The organism is Bradyrhizobium amphicarpaeae (assembly GCF_002266435.3).
In the GTDB taxonomy this organism is placed as follows: domain Bacteria; phylum Pseudomonadota; class Alphaproteobacteria; order Rhizobiales; family Xanthobacteraceae; genus Bradyrhizobium; species Bradyrhizobium amphicarpaeae.
In genome coordinates, this window is the sequence record NZ_CP029426.2 from 1,702,442 (window position 1) to 1,720,951 (window position 18,510).

Below are 18,510 nucleotides of genomic sequence, written 5' to 3' on the forward strand. Positions count from 1 at the left end.
GATCGACGGATCAGGTTCCATCTCTCGACGACCTGCTGAAGAGCCGCATGATCGCATCGCGCAAGGCGAGCAGCGGCGGCACCAGCACGAAGAAAGCCCCCATCGCAACGGAAACGATGACATGGCGGATCGAGAAGGGTTCGTCCTGCTCGATTTCCCGTTGGCTCGGGTCGATGGGCGCGGGTGAGAGCGTCGTCACCATCGCCGGCGGACGCGGTTTCCGCGGGGGAACAACGATCAACACAAACAGGATGTTGAGCAGAACCCAAATAGTCAGAATTGTCAGGACAATCAGCATTCCGAGCCCACTGGCAAAGAACTACAAATATGGGTTGAGGTTAACCTCAGGAAACCCAGAAAGAAAGATGCCAAAAGTTCCGGCATTTTGAAGCATCGAGCACCCGGATTGTCCCGTCTTGCCGATGAAGGTGCCAATTGGGGCACTGTCCTAGCCAACGTCGTCTACGTCAATCCTTGCTTTTGGCTAGGGCAATGACCGTAGTTTGTGGATTCCGGACGAATACGGGGGCCTCAGCTGTCGCGGTGGGCTCGGCGCAATCTTCGGTCTCGTGCGCGTAAGAGCCCTCGATCGCCTTCAGACGACAGTTCCGCGAAACGCAAAGAGGCCCGCTGCCAAATGGCCGCGGACCCCGAGGTCGTTCCAGATCGGCGCGACGTCACGCCTCATCAGGCGATGCGATCAGGATGGATCGTTATCGCGCTTTCCGGATCATGCTTCAGGCATGCTCGACGTAGTAACTGTTGTGGTGCTTGCCCTTGTACGCCTCGATGCGCTTGAGCATCTTCGGGTTGGCGCGGTTGAGCACGGCGCCGAGCAATTTCTTCTGCAGGACTTCCGATCCGGAAATCGATTCCTGAAGAGCGCTTCGTGTCGTCTGCCCCCATTCGATCACGTAGACCATGGCGTCGATCAGGAAGCTGACGGCCTTTGCATCCGCCACCGGCATCACCGGCGCGAGGTCGATCACGATGTACTCATAGTGCTCTTTCAGCACCTTGAGCAGCTCGGCCATCGCCTTCGATCCAATGACGTCGGCCGAATTGACCATGCGGGAGGCCACGACGGACGGCAGGAAATCAAGCCCCGTCTCCTTGCTTCGCTGCACGTGGTAGCCCAGGCCGGCCGGATCGTTGAGCGCCTCCACCAGTCCGGTCGTGGCATTCGGCGCGAGCTCGCGCGTGAGCGAGCGCGTGTGCAGGTCGCCGTCGATCAGGACCGTGCGATGCCCGGTGAGGGCGATCAACTGGGCGAAGTTGGCCGCCACCGTCGTTTTTCCCTCCTTGGGGAGCGACGATACGATGCCGATCACCTTGATCTCGCGGGTCAGGCGCGCAACATCGATCGACACCTTGATGTTGCGCAACGTCTCGGCAAACCGCGAGAACGGATGATCGACGACGTAGCGGGACAGGTTGGGCGGACCGGTCTTCGCGGACGTCGACAACAACGCGCCTGCCTTGGTCGGCGGACGAATGTCGGGCAGGACCCCGAGGCACTTCACGCCGAGCTCATCTTCGACCTCGCCGGGCGTCCGCAAGACGTCGCTCAGCATTTCACGCCCGAATGCAACGCCAAAGCCGAGGCAGAGGCCGCCCACGAGGCCGCCGACCAGCGCCAGGACGGTACGCGGCGAGCTCTTGCGATCCGGCTTGTTGGCAGTGCTGATGAGGCGCGACTCGCTGAGCGGAAAGCTCTGATTCTGCGTCGCGCTTTGCAGCTTCTCGAGGAAGTTGTTGTAGAGATTGCGATAGGTGTCGGCGGCGCTCTCGAGGTCGCGCAACTGGACCTCGGCCTGGCCGGTGTGGCCGGCCTGGGCGACGAGATCCTTTAAGCTCTTGTCGAGAGAAGCTTCCCGGCTCTTGGCGATCTCGTAGTCGCTGCGATAAGCATCTCCGATCCGATGCAGTTCGTCCGCCATGTTCTTGCGGATTTCATCCATCTTGTTGGCCAGATTGACGGCGGCAAGATGGGTCTTGCCGTAACGCTTGGACCAATCGGCATACTGGGCCGCGAGATCGAGATATTGCGCGCGCAGGCGGGTGATGACCGAGTTGTTGAGAGCGTCGGTCACGGTGGATTGTGCGACATCCTGGTCCGATATCGCGTTGATTCGGTCGAGTTTGGCCTTGGCTTCGGCCGTCGCCGCCCGCGCTTGAACGAGCTGCGTGTTGAGGTCGGACAATTGCTGTTCGGACATCAGGCCGCGGCTGGTTCCGACGATGTTGTGTTCGGCCTTGAAGGTCTGCACGGCACGGTCGCTGGCGGTTGCCTGCTCGCTCAGCTCGACGCTGCGCTGCTGAAGCCATTCGGTGGCCCGCTTGGTGGACTGATATTTGGCTTCCAGCGCGCCGACCAGATAGGCATTGGCGATGGCGTTGACGATCTTGGCGGCCTTGTCGGGGCTCCGGGAGCGATAGTTCAGCGACAGAACATAGGTCGTCAGCACGCGCTCGGTTCTCAGGTTCTTCTGGACCGCCTCGACCACGGCATGTTCGAGGTGCTCCTGGGACGCCGGCTCGCCGGAGCTGAACAGCGACATGACCTTGCCGAGGACAATGGACAGAAGGCCCGGTTTGGAGCCGTTGAACTCCGGATCGTCAGTCAGCTTCAGGCGACGAACGACCGAAAGGATCAGGTCGTCCGAATTGATCACCTCGACCTGGCTGTCGACATAGCCTGTGTCGATCAGGGCGCTGTTGGCATTGCTGTCCTTGTCCAGCACCTGGGCCTGGCGCGTATCCATCATGATGCGGGCATTGGCCGTGTACATGGGCTGCGCCGTGACCAGATAGAGGATCACCAGAGCGAGCGCAGCACCAGTACAGGCAGCGATGATCGGCCATTGCCGGCGCAGGACGTCGGTCACGCGCTCGAAGCTGAGGACGGCACCGCCGAATTCGATGCCGAATCGGTGTCCCGACTGGAAATGTTCTCTAGGCTGATACATGTGCTAATTCGCTGCCTTTTGACGATCGCTGATCAATTCGGAAGGGGGACGGGCTTGAACGGGTTGGCCAGCTTGGTCTTCCACTCGCCTTCGAGCAGCGCCCCGCCTCGAGGCGGTTGCGCCGGCCCCTTGTCTTGCGATTGCGCCTGGGCGCCGGAGGCGTCGTCTCCCGCGGCGGCATAGCCTGCCTGCACGTTGAGATCGCCGATCCGCTGCACGAAATCCCTGATCTTGCGTGCGGCGTCCGGCTTCTTCGACGTGCATCGCCCTTCGGCAATCCTCAGTGCGGCGCCGATCGACGAGCGATCGGTCGAAGCCGAAGTCGAGATGAGTGTCTGCACGGAAGGCAACACCGACGGGCTCGTGGCGATATAGCTGGAGAGCCGATATCTCAGCTTCTCCTTGTCATTGCGCAGCCGCTCCAGGAGCGAGGAGGGCGATTTCACGAATGTGTCGAGTTCGAGCTGCGAGGCACGATCGGAAGATTCGACACACTGGGCGCGGCAAGCATCGATAGTTCCGCCCATCAAGGCTGAACCTGCCAAGACGATTGGCAGCCATCGCGATCTCGCAAGACGACGTGTTAGTCCGCAACCCATTCGTGTCCCTTCCTCCCTGTTGCAATAGGAGAACACGCGAAACCTGGCAGCTAACTGTGTCAATTTTTGTGCGACGCAAAAGCTGAATGCGTGTGCTCGACGACAACGCGCGCTTTGCCTGCATTCCTGCCCGGTTGTAAAATGAAGATATGCAATGCATGCGATATGGGCATGCTTGCGCCTATGAATGTTGCAAACTGAAAACATAAGAGGCGTGCACGCTGAAGTGTCGCGAGCACGCGTCGCAAAACCGACACAAGTCGTTGAGCGAGTCTTTGTTCCCGCCTGAAAAATTATCAGCGCGATATGCGGCGTATCGTGCATGCGAAAAGATCAAACGTCTTTGTGGTCGCGTTGATCGCAGCAGCGTCGAATTTCGCGCACACTTTGCACGTAAATGCTCGCAATCATCACGCCCGACTTGATTTGCGCGCCGGCGCACGCGATCTCAGGCAAAAAGTGGCGTGAACTTGGCGCTCGCATGTCCGAATGATCTGCAAGCGTTGAAATTATCGTCGACCCTCATGCGTCGAATGCGAGTCCGCGGTCGCAGAGATTGAACATGCGCAAGACCTGATACACACTGCTGCGATGCAATAGCTGGGAATGTTGATGTGACGGAGATGGTTCATCGTGAGAAGGCGCATGTGCTACCGCTCGACAGCATTCGGGGGATCGCCGCGACGTCGGTGGTGATTCACCATCTCCTGCTGATGCCGACCTTCCTCGCGGCGTTCCCGCACAATGCGTGGATCAACTGCTCGTTCTTCAGAAGCTCCTGGCTGCTGGTCGATCTGTTCTTCGTTCTCAGCGGAATCGTCATGTCGCTCAGCTACGTCGAGGGCGATTTCGGGCGCTTCTCGCTGCGCGAATTCATGGTGCGACGGCTGGCGCGGGTCTATCCGCTGCACATCGTCATGCTGATGGCAAATCTTCTGTTTCGACTTCTGCGGATCGGTTTGGTCACGGCTGGCGTCGTGGTGGCCGCGCCGGCGGCGTTCGAAGTGAACAACGCCTATTCCTTCGGTCTCAACGTCCTGCTGCTGCATTCAATGGGGTTCATCGACTATCTCAGCTGGAACGCGCCGAGCTGGAGCATCAGCGTCGAATTCTACACCTACCTGGTATTTGGCCTCATCGTGCTGCTGGCCCAGCGCATGCGGTCCCTGCTCTGGTTCTACATTCTCTGCGGGGCGCTAGCGATCTGCAGTCTGGTCGTCATCATCTTCGTACTGGACAAGAGGAGCCTCGGGCTTCAGACCGATTTCGGCATCCTGCGCTGCTTCGTGAGCTTCTTCCTGGGCGTGCTGACGGTGAGGATCGTCGACCGCCTGCCGGCCAAGCCGGGTCCTGCCGCGCAGGGCGCGCTGCAATTCGCCGCCATGATCGGGAGCATCGTGCTGGTGTCCCTGGCGGAGACCAATCCTGCGTCAACGTTCCTTGCGCCGGTGACGTTCGCGATCTTCCTCGGCAGCTTGCTGGCCTTTCCAGACGCGCTGCTGGTGCCGCGGATGCTGGTGGTGAAGCCGCTGGTCTGGCTCGGCAAACGTTCCTACTCGATCTACATGGTGCATGCGCTCGTGGTGTTGCTTGCCGAATATTTCGTGCGAGCCGTGGGAGCGGGGCGCATCACCGCGCTGGATTCGGTCTGGGCGGGCCTGCCGGCGACGCTGAACCTCGTGGTCTCGCTGGCCGCCGTTCTGGCGGTCTCGCACTTCACTTATCTCTACGTCGAAATCCCCGGTGGCAGGTTCATGCGAAATGTGCTCGGAAGCCGTCGGGATTTCGCGCGATCCACCGCGCAATCGGCGCGGCTGACGAACTGAGCCCGATATGACGATCCTCGCGCTGCACCGGCCGAAAATCACGTTGATCAGCCTCAACATCGAGGCGATCGCGCTCGGGGCCTATCTGGTCCGCGACGCCTTTGGCGGGGTGATCCGCTATTACACCAGCATCTATCACATGAACGCGCTCTGGTACGTGCCCGACGCCATTGCGCTTCTGTGCCTCATCCAGTTCTTCGTCCATTGCATCCTGCGCAATCGCAGTACCCTGGCGTTCCTGGTGTTGGTGCAGATCATGCTGTCGCTCGTGCTCGGCTATTTCATGCTGGGTACGGTCAACGCAGCAGTCTCATCGTTCAAGATGATGCTGCCGGTGTTTGTCGGATTCTGCTTTTGCGATTCGAACCTCGGCTCATACAGAAAGCTTCTGTCGGTCATCGCGGTTACCTTCTACCTGTCGGTGATCGGTGTTTTCCTGACCAAATTCTATCTGATGCCTTGGGTGGGCTACAAATACGAGTCCTTCGGCGCGGTGCGCGAGGCCGGTCGGTTGTGGTGGGCCTATGGCGGCGACGACCAGCGCCTGATGGGCTTTGCGGCCGACAACACCATGGCTGCCTTCTTCATTTTGGTGTCGTTCGCGATCACGTCGATTCGCATGAGCACCACATGGTGCTTGCTGCTGGGTTCCGTCGCGATCTATGCCACTAAGCTGACCACGAGCAAGACGACCATGATCGTTCTCGTGCTCTACTTGATTCTGCTGGTGTTGGTGCGGATGCTGCCGGAGAGGTCGCGCTTTCCCGCGATCCGGACCATCGCGCTGTGGTCCTATGCTTCGATCTTCGTACCGTTCTTCATGATCGTGGTTGCTTCCGGGACCGCCGCGGTGCCGCATTCGACCCTCTTCAGCATCCTCGATCGCATCAACAACAGCTGGCAAAAGCCGTTTATCTACCTCACTCAGCTCATGCCCATCGGCCTCGTGACCGGCTGTGGCGCGGGTTGCTTCAACTATCCGCAACAGCTGTTCTCACCGCTCGCGCCATTTTGGGTGCCCGTCGACAATTTCTACATCGGGACCTACCTGATGTTCGGTCTGCCGTTCGTCGCCTTTATGGTGATGGTGTTCAGGGCGACATTCGGCGCGACCGACGTGTACAAGCTGACGCTGATCTTCGTCGTCAACCTTTTCACGATCACGGTGCTGAACTACGGCCCGGCATCTGGCCTGCTGATTATCGCATTGAGCTTCAGTGACGTGTTCTCGCGCCGCGCGGCCTCCGCTCGGGCGGGCGACGCCGTGCCGATTGTGGTGCGGCGGCCGATGCCGTCATTGGAAGGCTTCCGCCCGGATATGCCGGCGGCGAGCGGAAGCAGGTGAGAACGAAAGATGCATAAACGACTCGCATTCATCGACACGCTGCGCGGCATTGCCGTTTTGTCGGTCCTGGTCCAGCATGTGTTCGAGGTGATCGTCGAGAAGCACCCGACGGGCGCCTATTACTGGCCGATCCACGATGTGTTCGGCTACTACATGAACTTCGGCCGGTTTGGCGTGGTGTTGTTCTTCTTCGTCAGCGGCTTCGTCATTCCGTTCAGCTTCCCGGACAGCGCCACGCCCGTGCGGGATTTCGCCATCAGCCGCTTCTTCCGGCTCTACCCGGCCTACTGGACCTCGCTCTTGGTCGGGCTCGTGACGATGCAGCTGCTGGACTCGAAAATCTATCCGCTCGGGCAGATCGCCGCGAACGTGACGATGTTGCAGACCTTCGTGAACGTTCCGAACCTCTGGGTGTTCTATTGGACGCTGGCGATCGAGCTGCTGTTCTATGCCGGATGCACTATTCTGTTCGCGATGGGGCTGCTGAACCGGCGCTTTACAGCGGTGACCATCGTCGTTTCGGCCGCGCTGGTCGGAACGACCGCTGCGCTCCTGGTGGAGAACAGGGCCGTTTCTTCGGTGATGGAGGTCGGGCTGAATCTGTCGGCGATGTTCCTGGGCAAGATCATCCGCGATACCGTCATCGGCGGAAAGCTGCGATGGTCCCACGTGGCGGTCTGCACGCTCCTGTATGCGATCTTCGCCATCGCCCTCGCCGACCGGCGGTTCGGGGGCGTGTACCACGAGAACTTCTTCCACAGCTATTCGATCGCAGCCGCCTATGTCTGCGCGGCGCTCGTCTTCATCGGTTTTGCCGTGTTCGGCGAGAGAATGGCGTGGCGGCCGATGGCATTCGTCGGCGTGATCAGTTATTCGGTCTACCTGATGTCGCCGTTCGCGATCGTCTTCATCCATCGCCTCGTATGGTTTGGCGACGGGCCGCTCGGATGGTCGATCTTCCTCGTCGTGATCATGACGTTGTCGATCCTGGTCAGCTGGATGACGTTTACATTCGTCGAGAAGCCCAGCATCGCCTTCGGGCAAAGGTTTCGCTCGGCACGGAGAAAGAAAGTCGTTCTCGAGCCTGCCCTCAGTACTCAGGGTGCTGCAGAATGAGTCACGCGCCGCACCAGCCGGGCGCCGCTTACGACGGATCGTTCGTTCCGTCGGTCCAGGGGCTGCGCGGCATTGCGGCGCTGAGCGTGCTGATGGATCATTTCTACGACATGCCGAAGGGCGGCATGTACGACATCCCGGATCCCGGCTTCCTGCCGCCGCTCTGGCTCTGGCTCCAATCGGTGATCAATGTCGGCGGGCATGGAGTCGAACTGTTCTTCATGATCAGCGGGTTCCTGATCCCGGCGAGCCTGGTGCGGCACGGCTCGCTGCCGCGGTTCTTTTTCGATCGCGTCCTGCGCATCATGCCGGTGTTCGTCGTCCTGCATCTTGCGCTGTTCGTGGTCGGTCCGATCGTCGGCTACAAGTTCTTTCGTGGAATCGATCTGACGAGCTATCTCGCGGTCTTCGCGGCCAATCTGTTCTTCGTGCAGGATGCGCTTGGTCTGCCCATCGCCCAGCAGAACGCCTGGACACTGACCTATGAATGGGCGTTCTACATCTGGTTTGCAGCGACGTTTTCGGTGTGGCGCGGCGGGGGGCGGCTCTTGGCCGCGCCGCTGATCCTGCTGGGTGTCGCATGCCTCCTGCACTGGCCGATCACGGCGTTCTTCTGCATCGGTATGCTCTACAGCGCCACCGGCTTTCGCATTCGCATTCCGGGACGTCTCGGCTTGGCCGTGGGCCTGGCTTGCGGAGCGGCCATGTATGCAAGCCTGGTGCTGTTTCATCCCTTCGTGGGGCTGCTTCCCGGCTTCGTGCTCTTCGGCATGGTGCTTGCCCCGGAGTCGGGCCTCGGCAAGGCACTGAGCGTCCCGGCCCTGCAATATGTCGGCAAGATCAGCTACAGCCTCTATCTCGTGCATCCGTTCGTGCTCTTCCCCTTGCAGGTGATCGGCCTGAAGCTGGTCGCAGCCGGCGTCGATCGCTGGCTGCTGTGGGCCGCTTTCATCGGGCTCGGGCTGGCGATGTCCTTGGTCGCAAGCGCGATCAGTTATGAGTTGATCGAGGTCAGGCTGAGGCGCCTGCTGGACGGCGCGATCCGCGGCATGGTCTTTCGGCCGTTGAAGGTCGGGCAATCGGTTTGAGCGGCCGCGTGCCCGTCGCGGTCAGCTCACGGTACGGCCGGCGAGCTTATGATAGGACCCCAGCAGCCGTTCGGCGATGTGATCCCAATTCAAGAGACCCTCCGCGGTTTGCCGTGCGCCGTCGGTCAATGTCGCGGCAAGCGGCTTCGAGGTCAGGACGCGTTCGAGTGCATCGGCCAATGCAGTGGCGTCGCCCGGAGGAACCAGCAGGCCGTTGACTCCGTCGGTGACGACGTCGGGAATGCCGCCGGTGGCGCTGGCAACGACGGGACGCGCATTGCCGTAAGCGGAGGCAAGCACGCCGCTCTGCGTTGCATCCTTGTAAGGCAGGGCGACCACGGTGGCGGATTGAAACAGCTGTCCGGTGTCGGCGGGCGAAATGTAGGCGTTGATGGTCTTGACCGTCGGCGTCGCTTCCATCCGCGCGCCGAGCCGGGTCATTTCCGGGCCGCGGCCGGCGACGATCGCCTCATGCGGCACGCCGCGCTTGGCCAACATGTCGATCGCATCGATGAAGACGTCGAGGCCCTTGTAGGCCCACATCCGTCCAAAAAACAGGATGCGTGCGGCTTCGGGCGCCGTGACTGCGCCTCGGGCCGGTGGAACCATGAGCACGCCGTGCATGCTGGAAACCGTTGCGCCGTTGAAGTCGGGCGAGGCGCGACGAAAATCGGCAATGCAACTCTCGCCATGAGTCGTGACGATCGAGGCTGCGGCGCGCATGCGTCCGCGCCAGCCGTCCTCACGTGGCGAGGTGCCGGAGCCGCCCTCCGAATGCGGGATGGCATCGTGAACCGTCAGAACCAGGGGAATGCCGAGCGGGCGAAGAAGCTGGATCAGCCTGGACGTGTAGATCTCCGGAACTTCATGACAATGAACGATGTCCGGACGAAACGAAATTATGTCGAGGAACGAGGCTGGGATGCCGATCACGCCGCCGCGTCGCAGGCTCAAATCGCGAACCCGGGTTTCGAAGGGAGCCGCAACCGCGATGTCGGCCAGTTCCCATTGCTGGTTGGCATCCTTGCGGTTGAGCACGAGCCGAACGTCGCAATGATGCGCGAGTCCAGATGCGAGCCGGTAGGAATATTCTGCGAAATGCGGCGCGTAGATCGCCACGCGCAAACGTTTTGAGCGGCGGAGAGAACGCGAGGCGGACGAATTCATCAAGGCATCCATTTTGCATCACATCGCAGAGAGCGATTGGAGTGTAGTCCACGATTTGAACTCACTTCCACTCTAAATCGGAATCGTGACGGCGCTCATCTGATTGCCATCACTCCGTCGTAATGTCGCGAGCAATCAGGCGCCGTCGTGAGCGGCGACAAGCGGTGGCGCGTCATCATCATTGTCGCGTCGTCTGGATCGGAATTGGGTCGAATTGTTGATGAACGTCTCGCAGGGCAAACAACATCAGGTCGTGGTGGCCCTGTTCTGGTCGCTTGCACAGAATTGGGGCGGCCGCGCTTTGTCGTTCGTGCTGTTCCTGGTGCTGGCACGGCTGCTCGATCCCGCCGATTTCGGTCTTGCGGCGCTGGTCGCCTTCGTCCTGCTGCTTTTGAGCTCCATTGCGGAATTCGGCTTCGGCGATGCGTTGATCCAGCGACGGACGCTCGAGCCCGCCGATGTGACGCTGCCGTTCTTCTGCTCCTTTGCAGCCTCGGTGCTGCTGGCCGTTCTGATTGCACTGCTTGCGACGCATATCGAGCGTTGGTTCAACGTGAAGGGGCTCGCGCCGCTGCTGACGGCCGCCAGTCTCTCGCTTCCGATCGGTACCGCGACCCTGTTCCAGGAGGCGCTCTACAAGCGCCAGATGGACTTTCGCGTGCTCGCGGTCAGGACCATGGTTGCGACAGCCGTCTCCGGCGTCGTGGGCATCGCCTGTGCCTATGCCGGGTTTGGCGCCCTCAGCCTCGTGATTCAGGTGGTCGTTCAGAGCGCGATCAGCGGCTTGTGGCTCTGGAGCCAGCCGCGATGGTTGCCGATGCGCGGCTACAATCTGAAGAGCTTCCGCGAGCTCTCCGGCTACAGCGTCCACGTCGTGCTGAACAGGCTGCTGGACTTCGCCATCGTTCGGACGATCGACATGATCATCCTGTCGCTCTATGGCGTCGCCGCGCTCGGCATCTACACGGTCGGGGCGAGGGTCTACCTGATCCTGATGCAACTTCTCACCCAGGCGGTCATGGATGTCGCGTTGAGCGCCTTGTCCAGGATCGCGCACGAGCGGGATCGGATCGCAGGCGCTTATCTGCGCAGCGTCAGTCTCGGCGCACTGATCGGATCTCCGGTCTTCGTGCTGCTTGCGGCGATCGCGCCGGAATTCTCCCTGCTGCTGTTTGGCGCGAAATGGGGCGGCAGCGAAGCCGTGATGCGGCCGCTGATGCTGATCGGCGCGGTCCAGACGGTGCAGTTCGTCAACAGCGCCTATTTCGGCGCGCTGGGCAAGCCGAACTATGTCTTTGCGCTCAACATCCTGAAATTCTGTACGGTCGTGCCGGCCATGTTCCTGCTTCCGTCGCGCGACATTGGTCAACTGGCCACGATCTTCGCGTTCTCGCAGCTGGTGGTGACCCCCGTCACGTTTGCGCTGGCGCTTCGGCTGCTTGGCTTGAGCTGGAGCCAGTTTCTGCGTCCCATCGCGGGCTGCCTTTGCGCCATCGTTCTGGCCTACGGCGCGGTCGTGCTGTGCCGGGAGGCGACGCTGGGCATGAACCCCTATTTGCGGATCGGGCTGCTGTCGTCCTGTTTCGGCGCGACCTATCTGACGGGCCTTCTGCTGTTCTGGCGGAAGCAGCTCCTGTCCCTGATTGATTTCGTCGTGAAGCGCGGTGCGACCGCTTGATGAAGACGAGGAGACTATCGTGAAGCAATTGATCCCGGTGCCCGTACGCAGGCAGCTCAGAGGCTGGCTCAACAGCGCCAAGAATACGCCCTTGGCGCTCGATTTGCTCGAGCTGCGCAGATGGCAGAACGCCCGGAGGGACGTCGGCGTCAACGCCGCGCCGCGCAACGATCCGCGCCGGCTCGTTGTGCTTCCTTCCGATCCCTGGAGCGTTCGTCAGTCGCGCGGCGATGAGGCCATGATCGAAGCGGCCACCGGGGAGGTGAGGCGGACTTATCCCAACCTCGAGGTCTACGTCGTCACCGCGACGGCAGCGGCCAGCGCGGACGTGCGTGCGATGGGTTTCAAGCCGCTCGAACTCTGGCGGCAGCCGTTTTCGTATGAGACGGTCGCCCAAGAGCTGTCGCTCACCAGGCCGGATTTCGGGCTGGTTCTCGGCGCCGACGTGCTCGACGGTTACTATTCGCCGGTGGATGCCGCGCGCATGCTGCTCGTGGCCGACCTGATGGCCGCGTTCGGCGCCAAGGTCAGCGTGCTCGGATTCAGCTTCAACTCCCGTCCGGCAAAGGCGCTGCGCGAGGTGTTCCGGCTGCTGGACCCGGGCGTGGTCCTGAACCTGCGCGATGCGATATCCCTTCAGCGTTTCGACGATTTCGCTCGGAAACGCGCCCATCTGGTCGCCGATGCGGCGTTCATGCTGACGCCGCGGGCGGACACGGCCGCAGTGAAGCAGATCGCGTCGACGATCGAGCGGCAGCGCGAGCAAGGTCGCAAGGTCTTCGTCTTCAACATCCATCCGATGCTGTTCAAGAAGCCGGAGCCGGCCAAGCTGCGGCACATGATAGAGCTTGCGGCGGTCGCCATGGAGCGGCTGTCGCGCGAGCACAAGGCGAGCTGGCTGTTGCTCGCACATGATTACCGCCCCGAGATCGCCGACGACAATTGCCTGCGGCCGCTGGCTGACCGCCTCAAGCCCACGCTCGGCGATCATGTGCACCATGTCGATCAGGCGCTGTCGGCGGGCGAGATCAAGGCCGTCGTCGGTTTGGTGGACGGCGTGATCACCGGGCGCATGCATCTGGCGATTGCGGCGCTGGGGCAGGGAACGCCCGTCGCAGCGATCACCTATCAGGACAAGTTCCAGGGCCTGTTCGCGCACTTCGGCGTCAGCGAATCGCTGCTGCTGTCGCCGGCCCAATTTCTGGTCGACGACAGCTTCGAGAAGTTTGCGCTGCAGTTCCTGGGCACCCACGAAGCCGTCGGCGGGAAGGTGCGTCAGATGCTGCCTGCTGTCATGGAGCTGTCCCGCGCCAACATCGCACCGCTCCTGGGCGAGGGCGCGATGCGGACGGTGCATGAGGCCGACGGCAAGGTCGCCTGAACGCCCTCAAGTCATCGGCAGGCGGTCAGTTGACCGCCCGTTCGGTGGTGTTGTCGAAGCGGACGGAGCTGTCGGTTGCGGTCGCCTTGCGCGTGGATGCGGCACCGATGTCGGCCCAGCGGTTGATGAAGCGCCGCGCCGGATTTTCGAAATAGGCGTAGGTGCGGTCCGCGATGACGGTCAGGACCAAACAGCAGGCCAGGGCGAACAGGCCGAACTGATCAGGCCGCAGTCCGAGCCAGGTCCACAACGGCCTGAACACGGCAATGAGAACCGCATCATGCAGCATGTAGATCGCATATGAGGTGTTGCCGAGCCGTCCGAGCAGGCGGGCACCCGGAATCTGCCTGAAGGCGCTTTCGCCGACCGCAGTGAGCAGGATCGCGCAGGAGAACAGGATAATGGCCAGATCCGGCTTGGCGAAGACGTTGAGGACGAGCACGGAGAGGCCGAACGTACCGATGCCGGCGAAGATCATAAGCTTGTGCCGATAGGGATGCGACATCCTGAAGAGAATGGCGAGCAGGATGCCATTCAGGAAGCTCGGCAGCGCACGGAGCATCCCGTAGTCGAAATTGGCGCCATACATCTGCGACCGTTCCTGCCAGATCGGCAGATGGCCGTGGGCCAGGATCAGATACAGAGCTGCCACGATCGCGCCGAGCACGACCGGCTGGACCTTGCGCGCAAGCAGCATCAGCAGCGGAAAGACCAGATAGCAGAAGAACTCCGCGCTGATCGACCAGGACGGCGAGTTGAAGCTGAGATGGTCGGTGACGCCCCAGGCCTGGAGCAGCAGCAGGTTGTACAGGAAGTCCAGCGGCGTCGAGCGGGCCGTACGCTCCAGGCCGACGCCGATCAGCACCACGAAGATGAGCAGGCTCAGCAGGTGCAACGGATAGATCCGCGCAATGCGACGGATCATGAACCGGGAGTAGGCCGCCAAGCCACGCGCGTCGGACGGGTAGGAATAGGAGATCACGAAGCCGGACAGGATGAAGAACATGTCCACGAACAGGCCGTAGGACCCGTTCCAGGCCGGCGAAACGCCCGTGTCGATCAGCTTCAGGTGGAAGATGAAGACCCCGAGCGCAGCGACGAAGCGGTAGAAGTCGAGAACGACGAAACGTCTTGATTCACTGGCTTCCATCGGGCCTCGGAGTCCTTGCGCGGTTCGTCTCTCTTCTAGAGTCGAATTGTGACGCAAGTTCGCTGGATGGAGCGGTGGAGGCGGCGTGATCGCGGATCAGTCAGTCTCGGGTCTCTCGAGATCATCGTGGCGGCAAGTGAATGTCCACATCGTTCTAACTCTGCCTCTTGATGAGGCAGGAGCGCGACGAGCGGTCCGGAATCCTGGCTGGTTCCGGCCCGCGTCGACGTCGATGCAGCGTCCCGCCGTGCTCAGACGAACACGAAGTCGTGGCTCGTCAGGCTGGAGACATAGACGTTCTTCAGCAGGATCGAATCGTGGTCCGAAAACGTGATCAACGCATTCGTGCCGGATTGCGTGATCTGCAGATGGCTGTAATCCGCGGCCAGCAGCTTCGAGATCTGGACGACGTCGTGCGTCGTGCCATCACCGGCCTGGAAGTTGAGGATCTGGTCCTGGCCGTGATCGTAGGCGATGGTGGTCGAGTTCGGCGCGGCCGAGAACACGTCGTTGCCGGCTCCGCCCTGGATCGTTACGCCGCCGGCGACGGCCGTGACGTTGTGGGTGCCGTCGGTCTTGGTCTGGTCGAAGAATTGCAGCGCGCTGGCGGAGTTGTAGTTCTCATGCTGCGTCGTGCCGGCCTGTCCATTGAAGTTGAACAGGAAGACGTCCTTGGAGCCGTCGCTGTTGTTGGCGATCTCCTGGGTCTTGGTGCCGGCGCTGTTGTAGATATCGGTCAGCTTGCTGCCGTCGTCGTGGATGATCTGGGTATAGTCCAGGGTGCCGTCGGCGTGGGTCCGGGTGAGCTCGACCATCTTGCCGGAGGCATCGAGGTGCTGATGCTGGGTGGTGTAGGACTGTCCGGTGACGTTGTAGTTCCAATTGTCGGACGTGCCGTCGGCGTTCTTGATGTAGGCAGCGGTCTTGACGCCGCCGGTGTAGACCGTCGTGGAGCTGTAACCATCGCTCTTGGTCGTCACTTCGCTGGTGATGACGCCGTGCGCGTCGTACCAGTCGGAGGTCTTGGTGCCGTCGGCGCTCTGAACCAGCGTAAAGGCCAGGCTGTCGTCGGCATGGGTGCGAACGATGTGGGTGAGGAAGCCCGTCGAATCGTAGCTGTCGTGCTCGTTCGTGTAGGTCTGGCCGACGACGTTGAACTGAAAGACGTCCTTCGAACCGTCGGCGTGGTAGTCGGTTTCCGTCTTCTTGATGCCTGATGCATCGTAGTTGGTGACCACGCTGCTGCCGTCGCTGGCGAGAACCTGGGTATAGTCGAGCGAGTTGTCGGCATGCCAGCGCGTCACCTCGGTGGTATGGCCGGACGGATCGAGGTGCTGGTACTGCGTGGTATAGCTCTGCCCGGTGATGTTGTAGCTGTAATTGTCGTGACTCATGTCGGCGTTGGTGATGTAAGCCGCGGTCTTGACGCCATTGGTGTAGACCGTGGTCGAGCTGTAGCCGCTCGGCTTCTCGAGCACCTCGCTGGTGAGGACGCCTTTGGCGTCGTACCAGTCCGTGGTCTTGGTCCCATCGGCGCTCTGCGAAAGCTTGAACGCCATGCTGCCGTCGGCGTGCTTGCGGATCAGCGTGGTGAGGAAGCCGGTCGCATCGTAGATGTCGTGCTCGGTCGTGTAGGTCTGGCCGGTGATGTTGAAGAGGAAGACGTCCTTGCTGCCGTCGGCATGGAAGTCGGCTTCCTTGGTTCGCGTTCCCGCTGCATCGTAATTGGTGACGACGCTGCTGCCGTCGCCGTTGATGACCTGGGTGTAGTCGAGCGTGCCGTCGGCATGCTTGCGGGTGACCTCGGTGACCTTGCCCGTGGGGTCGACGTGCTGGATCAGCGTGGTGTAGCTCTGGCCGGTGATGCCGTAGGCGGTATTGTCCTGGCTGCCGTCGGCATTCTTCACATAGGCGTTGGTCTTGACGCCGTTGCTATAAAGCGTGGTCGAGGTGTAGCCGTCCGCCTTCTGCACGACCTCGCTGGTGAGGCTGCCGGCGGCATTGTACCAATCGGTCGTCTTGGTGCCGCCGGTCGTCTGCGTGAGCTTGAAGGCGAGACTGCCGTCGGTGTGCAATCGCGTCAGGCTGGTGAGGAAGCCGGTGGCGTTGTAGACGTCGTGCTCGGTGGCGTAGGTCTGGCCGGTGATGTTGTAGGTCCACACGTCCTTGCTGTGATCGGCATGATAGGCCGTCTCGACCAGCTTGACGCCGGTGGCGCTGTAGGTGGTGATCACGCTGCTGCCGTCGCTATTGTAGACCTGCGTCGAATCCAGCGAGCCGTCGGCATGGCTGCGGGTTACCGAGGTGACCTTCCCGGAGGCATCGACGTGCTGAACCTGGGTCGTGAAGCTCTTGCCCGTGATGCCGTAGGTGTAATTGTCCTGCGAGTGGTCGGCGTTCTTGACATAGGCAGCCGTCTTCACGCCGTTCGCATAGAGCGTCGTGGAGTAATAGCCGTCGGACTTCTGGACCACTTCGCTCAGCAGGGTTCCGGCCGTGTTGTAGGTGTCGGTGGTCCTGGTTGCGTCGGTGCCGACATGAACGAATTTCGTCTTCACGCCGCCGGTGTAGCTGATCAGGTCCTGCGAGCCGTCGGTATAGGCGACGGTGGTCGAGGTCGGCTGTCCGTTCGAATTCAGGCCGGTGTCCGACTTCGACAGCAGCGTCCCGCTGGAATTGTAGGTCTTCGTGCTGCTCCAGGTCGCGGCCGTATTCGTCACCGAGAACGAGTATCCCCCGTCGATCTTGGAGAGAGCGCTTCCGTAATGGGCGATCATGTAGTCCATCGTCGCTTTGGAAGCGACCGGCAGGACGTGGGAGTCGGTCAGCGTGATCGTCTTCAGCGCCGTCGACTCGCTCAGGTCGGACAGCTGCGGCACGATCCCGGCGGCCGTCCCGCTCACAATGGTCCTCGTGTCCGGCGGAGTCGTCGTAGCCGGAGGCGCGTCGATCTCGATGATCAGCGGGTGATCGCTGAGCGGGATCGTGATCGTGCTGACGTCGGTATAGCTGGCGATCGCAGTGGTTCCCGTCAGCGTGTCGTACACCTTGACCGAATGATGCACGCCGCCGAGGTTCACGGTGACCGTCTGAGCCGGATTGGAGACCTCGGTATCGGTGGGATCGTTCCAGAGCTTCGGCTCCGCCCACACGACGAGCTCGTAGGCGCCGTTGCTCTTGCCGAGCACCATGCTGTTGCCGGTGGCCGGCATGTTGCTCAGGCTGTAGTTCAGCGGATCAGTCGGCTGCAGGCTGCCCTTGCCGTCGTCGGCCAGGATGGTCGTCAGATTGTGAATGGCCGTGGCGGCGAGCTTCGGCGTCCCGTCGGAATTGAATAGTCCGAAATTGGCCTCGGGATTGGTATTGCTGGCGGAGGAGTCGCGGTCGAACAGCTCGTAGAGATAAGTCGCGCTCACGCCGGCCTTGTAGGCATCGACCAGGGTGTTCAGGATCGATTTGGCCTGCACTGTCTCGTTGACGCCGAGATATTGGGTGTTGGCCTGCGTGGTGTAGCCGGTCTCGGTGATGACGACAGGCTTTCCCGGTGCCGCGGACATCACCGCGCTCAGCGTTGCGGCAATGGAGCTGCCGGTTGTCAGGCTGGTGCTGACATAGGCATGGGCGTTGGCGTAATCGACCGAGCCCGACATGTTGCCGAGCTGGCTATAGCCCTGCGGATCGTTGTAGGCCAGTGACAGATTGTACACGGGAATGCTGCCGAGCGCGGCGTTGGCGTTGACCGCCTGATAGAGCGCGCTCTGGAACTGAGCCGCGGCGGCAAGACTCGAACTGCCATTGTAGCTGAAGGGCTGATGATTGGCCTCGTTGAGCCCTTCGATGGCGCTGATGCTGCCCGGGTGGCTCGTCGCGAACTTCTGGAGCGAGGCGATGTAGTTCTGCAGCCCGGTTGCGCCGGTCTGGGGCAGCGCGGACGACACCAGGAAGTCGAACTTGTAGCCGGCGGCGGCCAGACCGTCGACGACGGGTTGCGCCGCCGGGCTGGTCCCCATGGCGTCGCGGAGATGGGTGACGCCGAGATACTTCAGATCATCGACCATCAGCGCGAGATTGTTGTAGCCGGTCCAGCCGAAGCCGGCGTGCGTATTGACGCCGATGGAGTTGATGAAGCCGCTGGCGGACAGGATGGTTTGATCGGACATTGCACACTCGATTTCAGCGCGAACAAGATTG

The 18,510-nt window shown here is 61.4% G+C and carries 12 protein-coding genes; 6 read left to right on the forward strand and 6 right to left on the reverse strand.

Going from position 1 to position 18,510, the window contains the following annotated elements; all coding sequences use genetic code 11:
- Positions 1–10 precede the first annotated feature (10 nt).
- The 3 genes from CIT40_RS08130 to CIT40_RS08140 all read right to left on the reverse strand — a co-directional run bounded on the left by CIT40_RS08130 (position 11) and on the right by CIT40_RS08140 (position 3,415).
- A complete protein-coding gene (locus CIT40_RS08130; RefSeq protein WP_094892779.1) occupies positions 11–298 on the reverse strand; it encodes a hypothetical protein in 288 nt (95 codons plus the stop codon).
- Positions 299–737: 439 nt separating this feature from the next.
- Positions 738–2,969, reverse strand: a complete 2,232-nt coding sequence (locus tag CIT40_RS08135) for a Wzz/FepE/Etk N-terminal domain-containing protein (protein WP_094892778.1) — start codon at positions 2,967–2,969, stop codon at positions 738–740.
- A 32-nt stretch (positions 2,970–3,001) separates the two neighbouring features.
- The gene (locus CIT40_RS08140) at positions 3,002–3,415 is read right to left on the reverse strand and encodes a hypothetical protein (RefSeq protein ID WP_244611941.1); all 414 of its coding nucleotides are present in this window, start codon (positions 3,413–3,415) and stop codon (positions 3,002–3,004) included.
- Positions 3,416–4,191: 776 nt separating this feature from the next.
- On the opposite strand from CIT40_RS08140, the gene CIT40_RS08145 reads away from it, so the two are divergent.
- The 4 genes from CIT40_RS08145 to CIT40_RS08160 are packed head-to-tail and all read left to right on the forward strand — an operon-like array spanning position 4,192 to position 8,943.
- Entirely contained in the window at positions 4,192–5,394 is a 1,203-nt protein-coding gene (locus CIT40_RS08145; protein ID WP_094892776.1) for an acyltransferase family protein, read from the forward strand.
- 7 nt (positions 5,395–5,401) lie between these two features.
- Complete coding sequence (locus CIT40_RS08150; protein ID WP_094892775.1) at positions 5,402–6,739, forward strand: hypothetical protein; 1,338 nt, start codon at positions 5,402–5,404, stop codon at positions 6,737–6,739.
- A 9-nt stretch (positions 6,740–6,748) separates the two neighbouring features.
- A complete protein-coding gene (locus CIT40_RS08155) occupies positions 6,749–7,855 on the forward strand; it encodes an acyltransferase family protein (RefSeq protein ID WP_094892774.1) in 1,107 nt (368 codons plus the stop codon).
- Entirely contained in the window at positions 7,852–8,943 is a 1,092-nt protein-coding gene (locus CIT40_RS08160) for an acyltransferase family protein (RefSeq protein WP_094892773.1), read from the forward strand. Before CIT40_RS08155 ends, CIT40_RS08160 begins: the two co-directional genes overlap by 4 nt.
- A gap of 21 nt (positions 8,944–8,964) precedes the next feature.
- On the opposite strand, the gene CIT40_RS08165 is transcribed toward CIT40_RS08160, so the two are convergent.
- A complete protein-coding gene (locus CIT40_RS08165; protein WP_094892807.1) occupies positions 8,965–10,110 on the reverse strand; it encodes a glycosyltransferase family 4 protein in 1,146 nt (381 codons plus the stop codon).
- Positions 10,111–10,330: 220 nt separating this feature from the next.
- Here CIT40_RS08165 and CIT40_RS08170 point away from each other — a divergent pair, with 220 nt between their 5' ends.
- On the forward strand, positions 10,331–11,788 hold the full coding sequence (locus tag CIT40_RS08170) for a lipopolysaccharide biosynthesis protein (protein ID WP_094892772.1): 1,458 nt from the start codon (positions 10,331–10,333) through the stop codon (positions 11,786–11,788).
- Between the two features lie 19 nt (positions 11,789–11,807).
- The gene (locus CIT40_RS08175; RefSeq protein WP_244611942.1) at positions 11,808–13,169 is read left to right on the forward strand and encodes a polysaccharide pyruvyl transferase family protein; all 1,362 of its coding nucleotides are present in this window, start codon (positions 11,808–11,810) and stop codon (positions 13,167–13,169) included.
- A gap of 25 nt (positions 13,170–13,194) precedes the next feature.
- On the opposite strand, the gene CIT40_RS08180 is transcribed toward CIT40_RS08175, so the two are convergent.
- Both CIT40_RS08180 and CIT40_RS08185 read right to left on the reverse strand, forming a co-directional pair.
- Entirely contained in the window at positions 13,195–14,319 is a 1,125-nt protein-coding gene (locus CIT40_RS08180) for an acyltransferase family protein (RefSeq protein ID WP_094892770.1), read from the reverse strand.
- Positions 14,320–14,570: 251 nt separating this feature from the next.
- Entirely contained in the window at positions 14,571–18,479 is a 3,909-nt protein-coding gene (locus CIT40_RS08185; RefSeq protein WP_094892769.1) for an RHS repeat domain-containing protein, read from the reverse strand.
- Positions 18,480–18,510: the final 31 nt, after the last annotated feature.

What these genes read in the sequence shown, in the direction of transcription:
- CIT40_RS08145 (WP_094892776.1), top strand. Translation starts at nt 4,192, where the DNA reads ATGGTTCATCGTGAGAAGGCGCATGTGCTACCGCTCGACAGCATTCGG.
- CIT40_RS08180 (WP_094892770.1), bottom strand. Translation starts at nt 14,319, where the DNA reads ATGGAAGCCAGTGAATCAAGACGTTTCGTCGTTCTCGACTTCTACCGC.
- CIT40_RS08165 (WP_094892807.1), bottom strand. Translation starts at nt 10,110, where the DNA reads ATGAATTCGTCCGCCTCGCGTTCTCTCCGCCGCTCAAAACGTTTGCGC.
- CIT40_RS08135 (WP_094892778.1), bottom strand. Translation starts at nt 2,969, where the DNA reads ATGTATCAGCCTAGAGAACATTTCCAGTCGGGACACCGATTCGGCATC.
- CIT40_RS08155 (WP_094892774.1), top strand. Translation starts at nt 6,749, where the DNA reads ATGCATAAACGACTCGCATTCATCGACACGCTGCGCGGCATTGCCGTT.
- CIT40_RS08170 (WP_094892772.1), top strand. Translation starts at nt 10,331, where the DNA reads ATGAACGTCTCGCAGGGCAAACAACATCAGGTCGTGGTGGCCCTGTTC.
- CIT40_RS08185 (WP_094892769.1), bottom strand. Translation starts at nt 18,479, where the DNA reads ATGTCCGATCAAACCATCCTGTCCGCCAGCGGCTTCATCAACTCCATC.
- CIT40_RS08160 (WP_094892773.1), top strand. Translation starts at nt 7,852, where the DNA reads ATGAGTCACGCGCCGCACCAGCCGGGCGCCGCTTACGACGGATCGTTC.
- CIT40_RS08150 (WP_094892775.1), top strand. Translation starts at nt 5,402, where the DNA reads ATGACGATCCTCGCGCTGCACCGGCCGAAAATCACGTTGATCAGCCTC.
- CIT40_RS08130 (WP_094892779.1), bottom strand. Translation starts at nt 298, where the DNA reads ATGCTGATTGTCCTGACAATTCTGACTATTTGGGTTCTGCTCAACATC.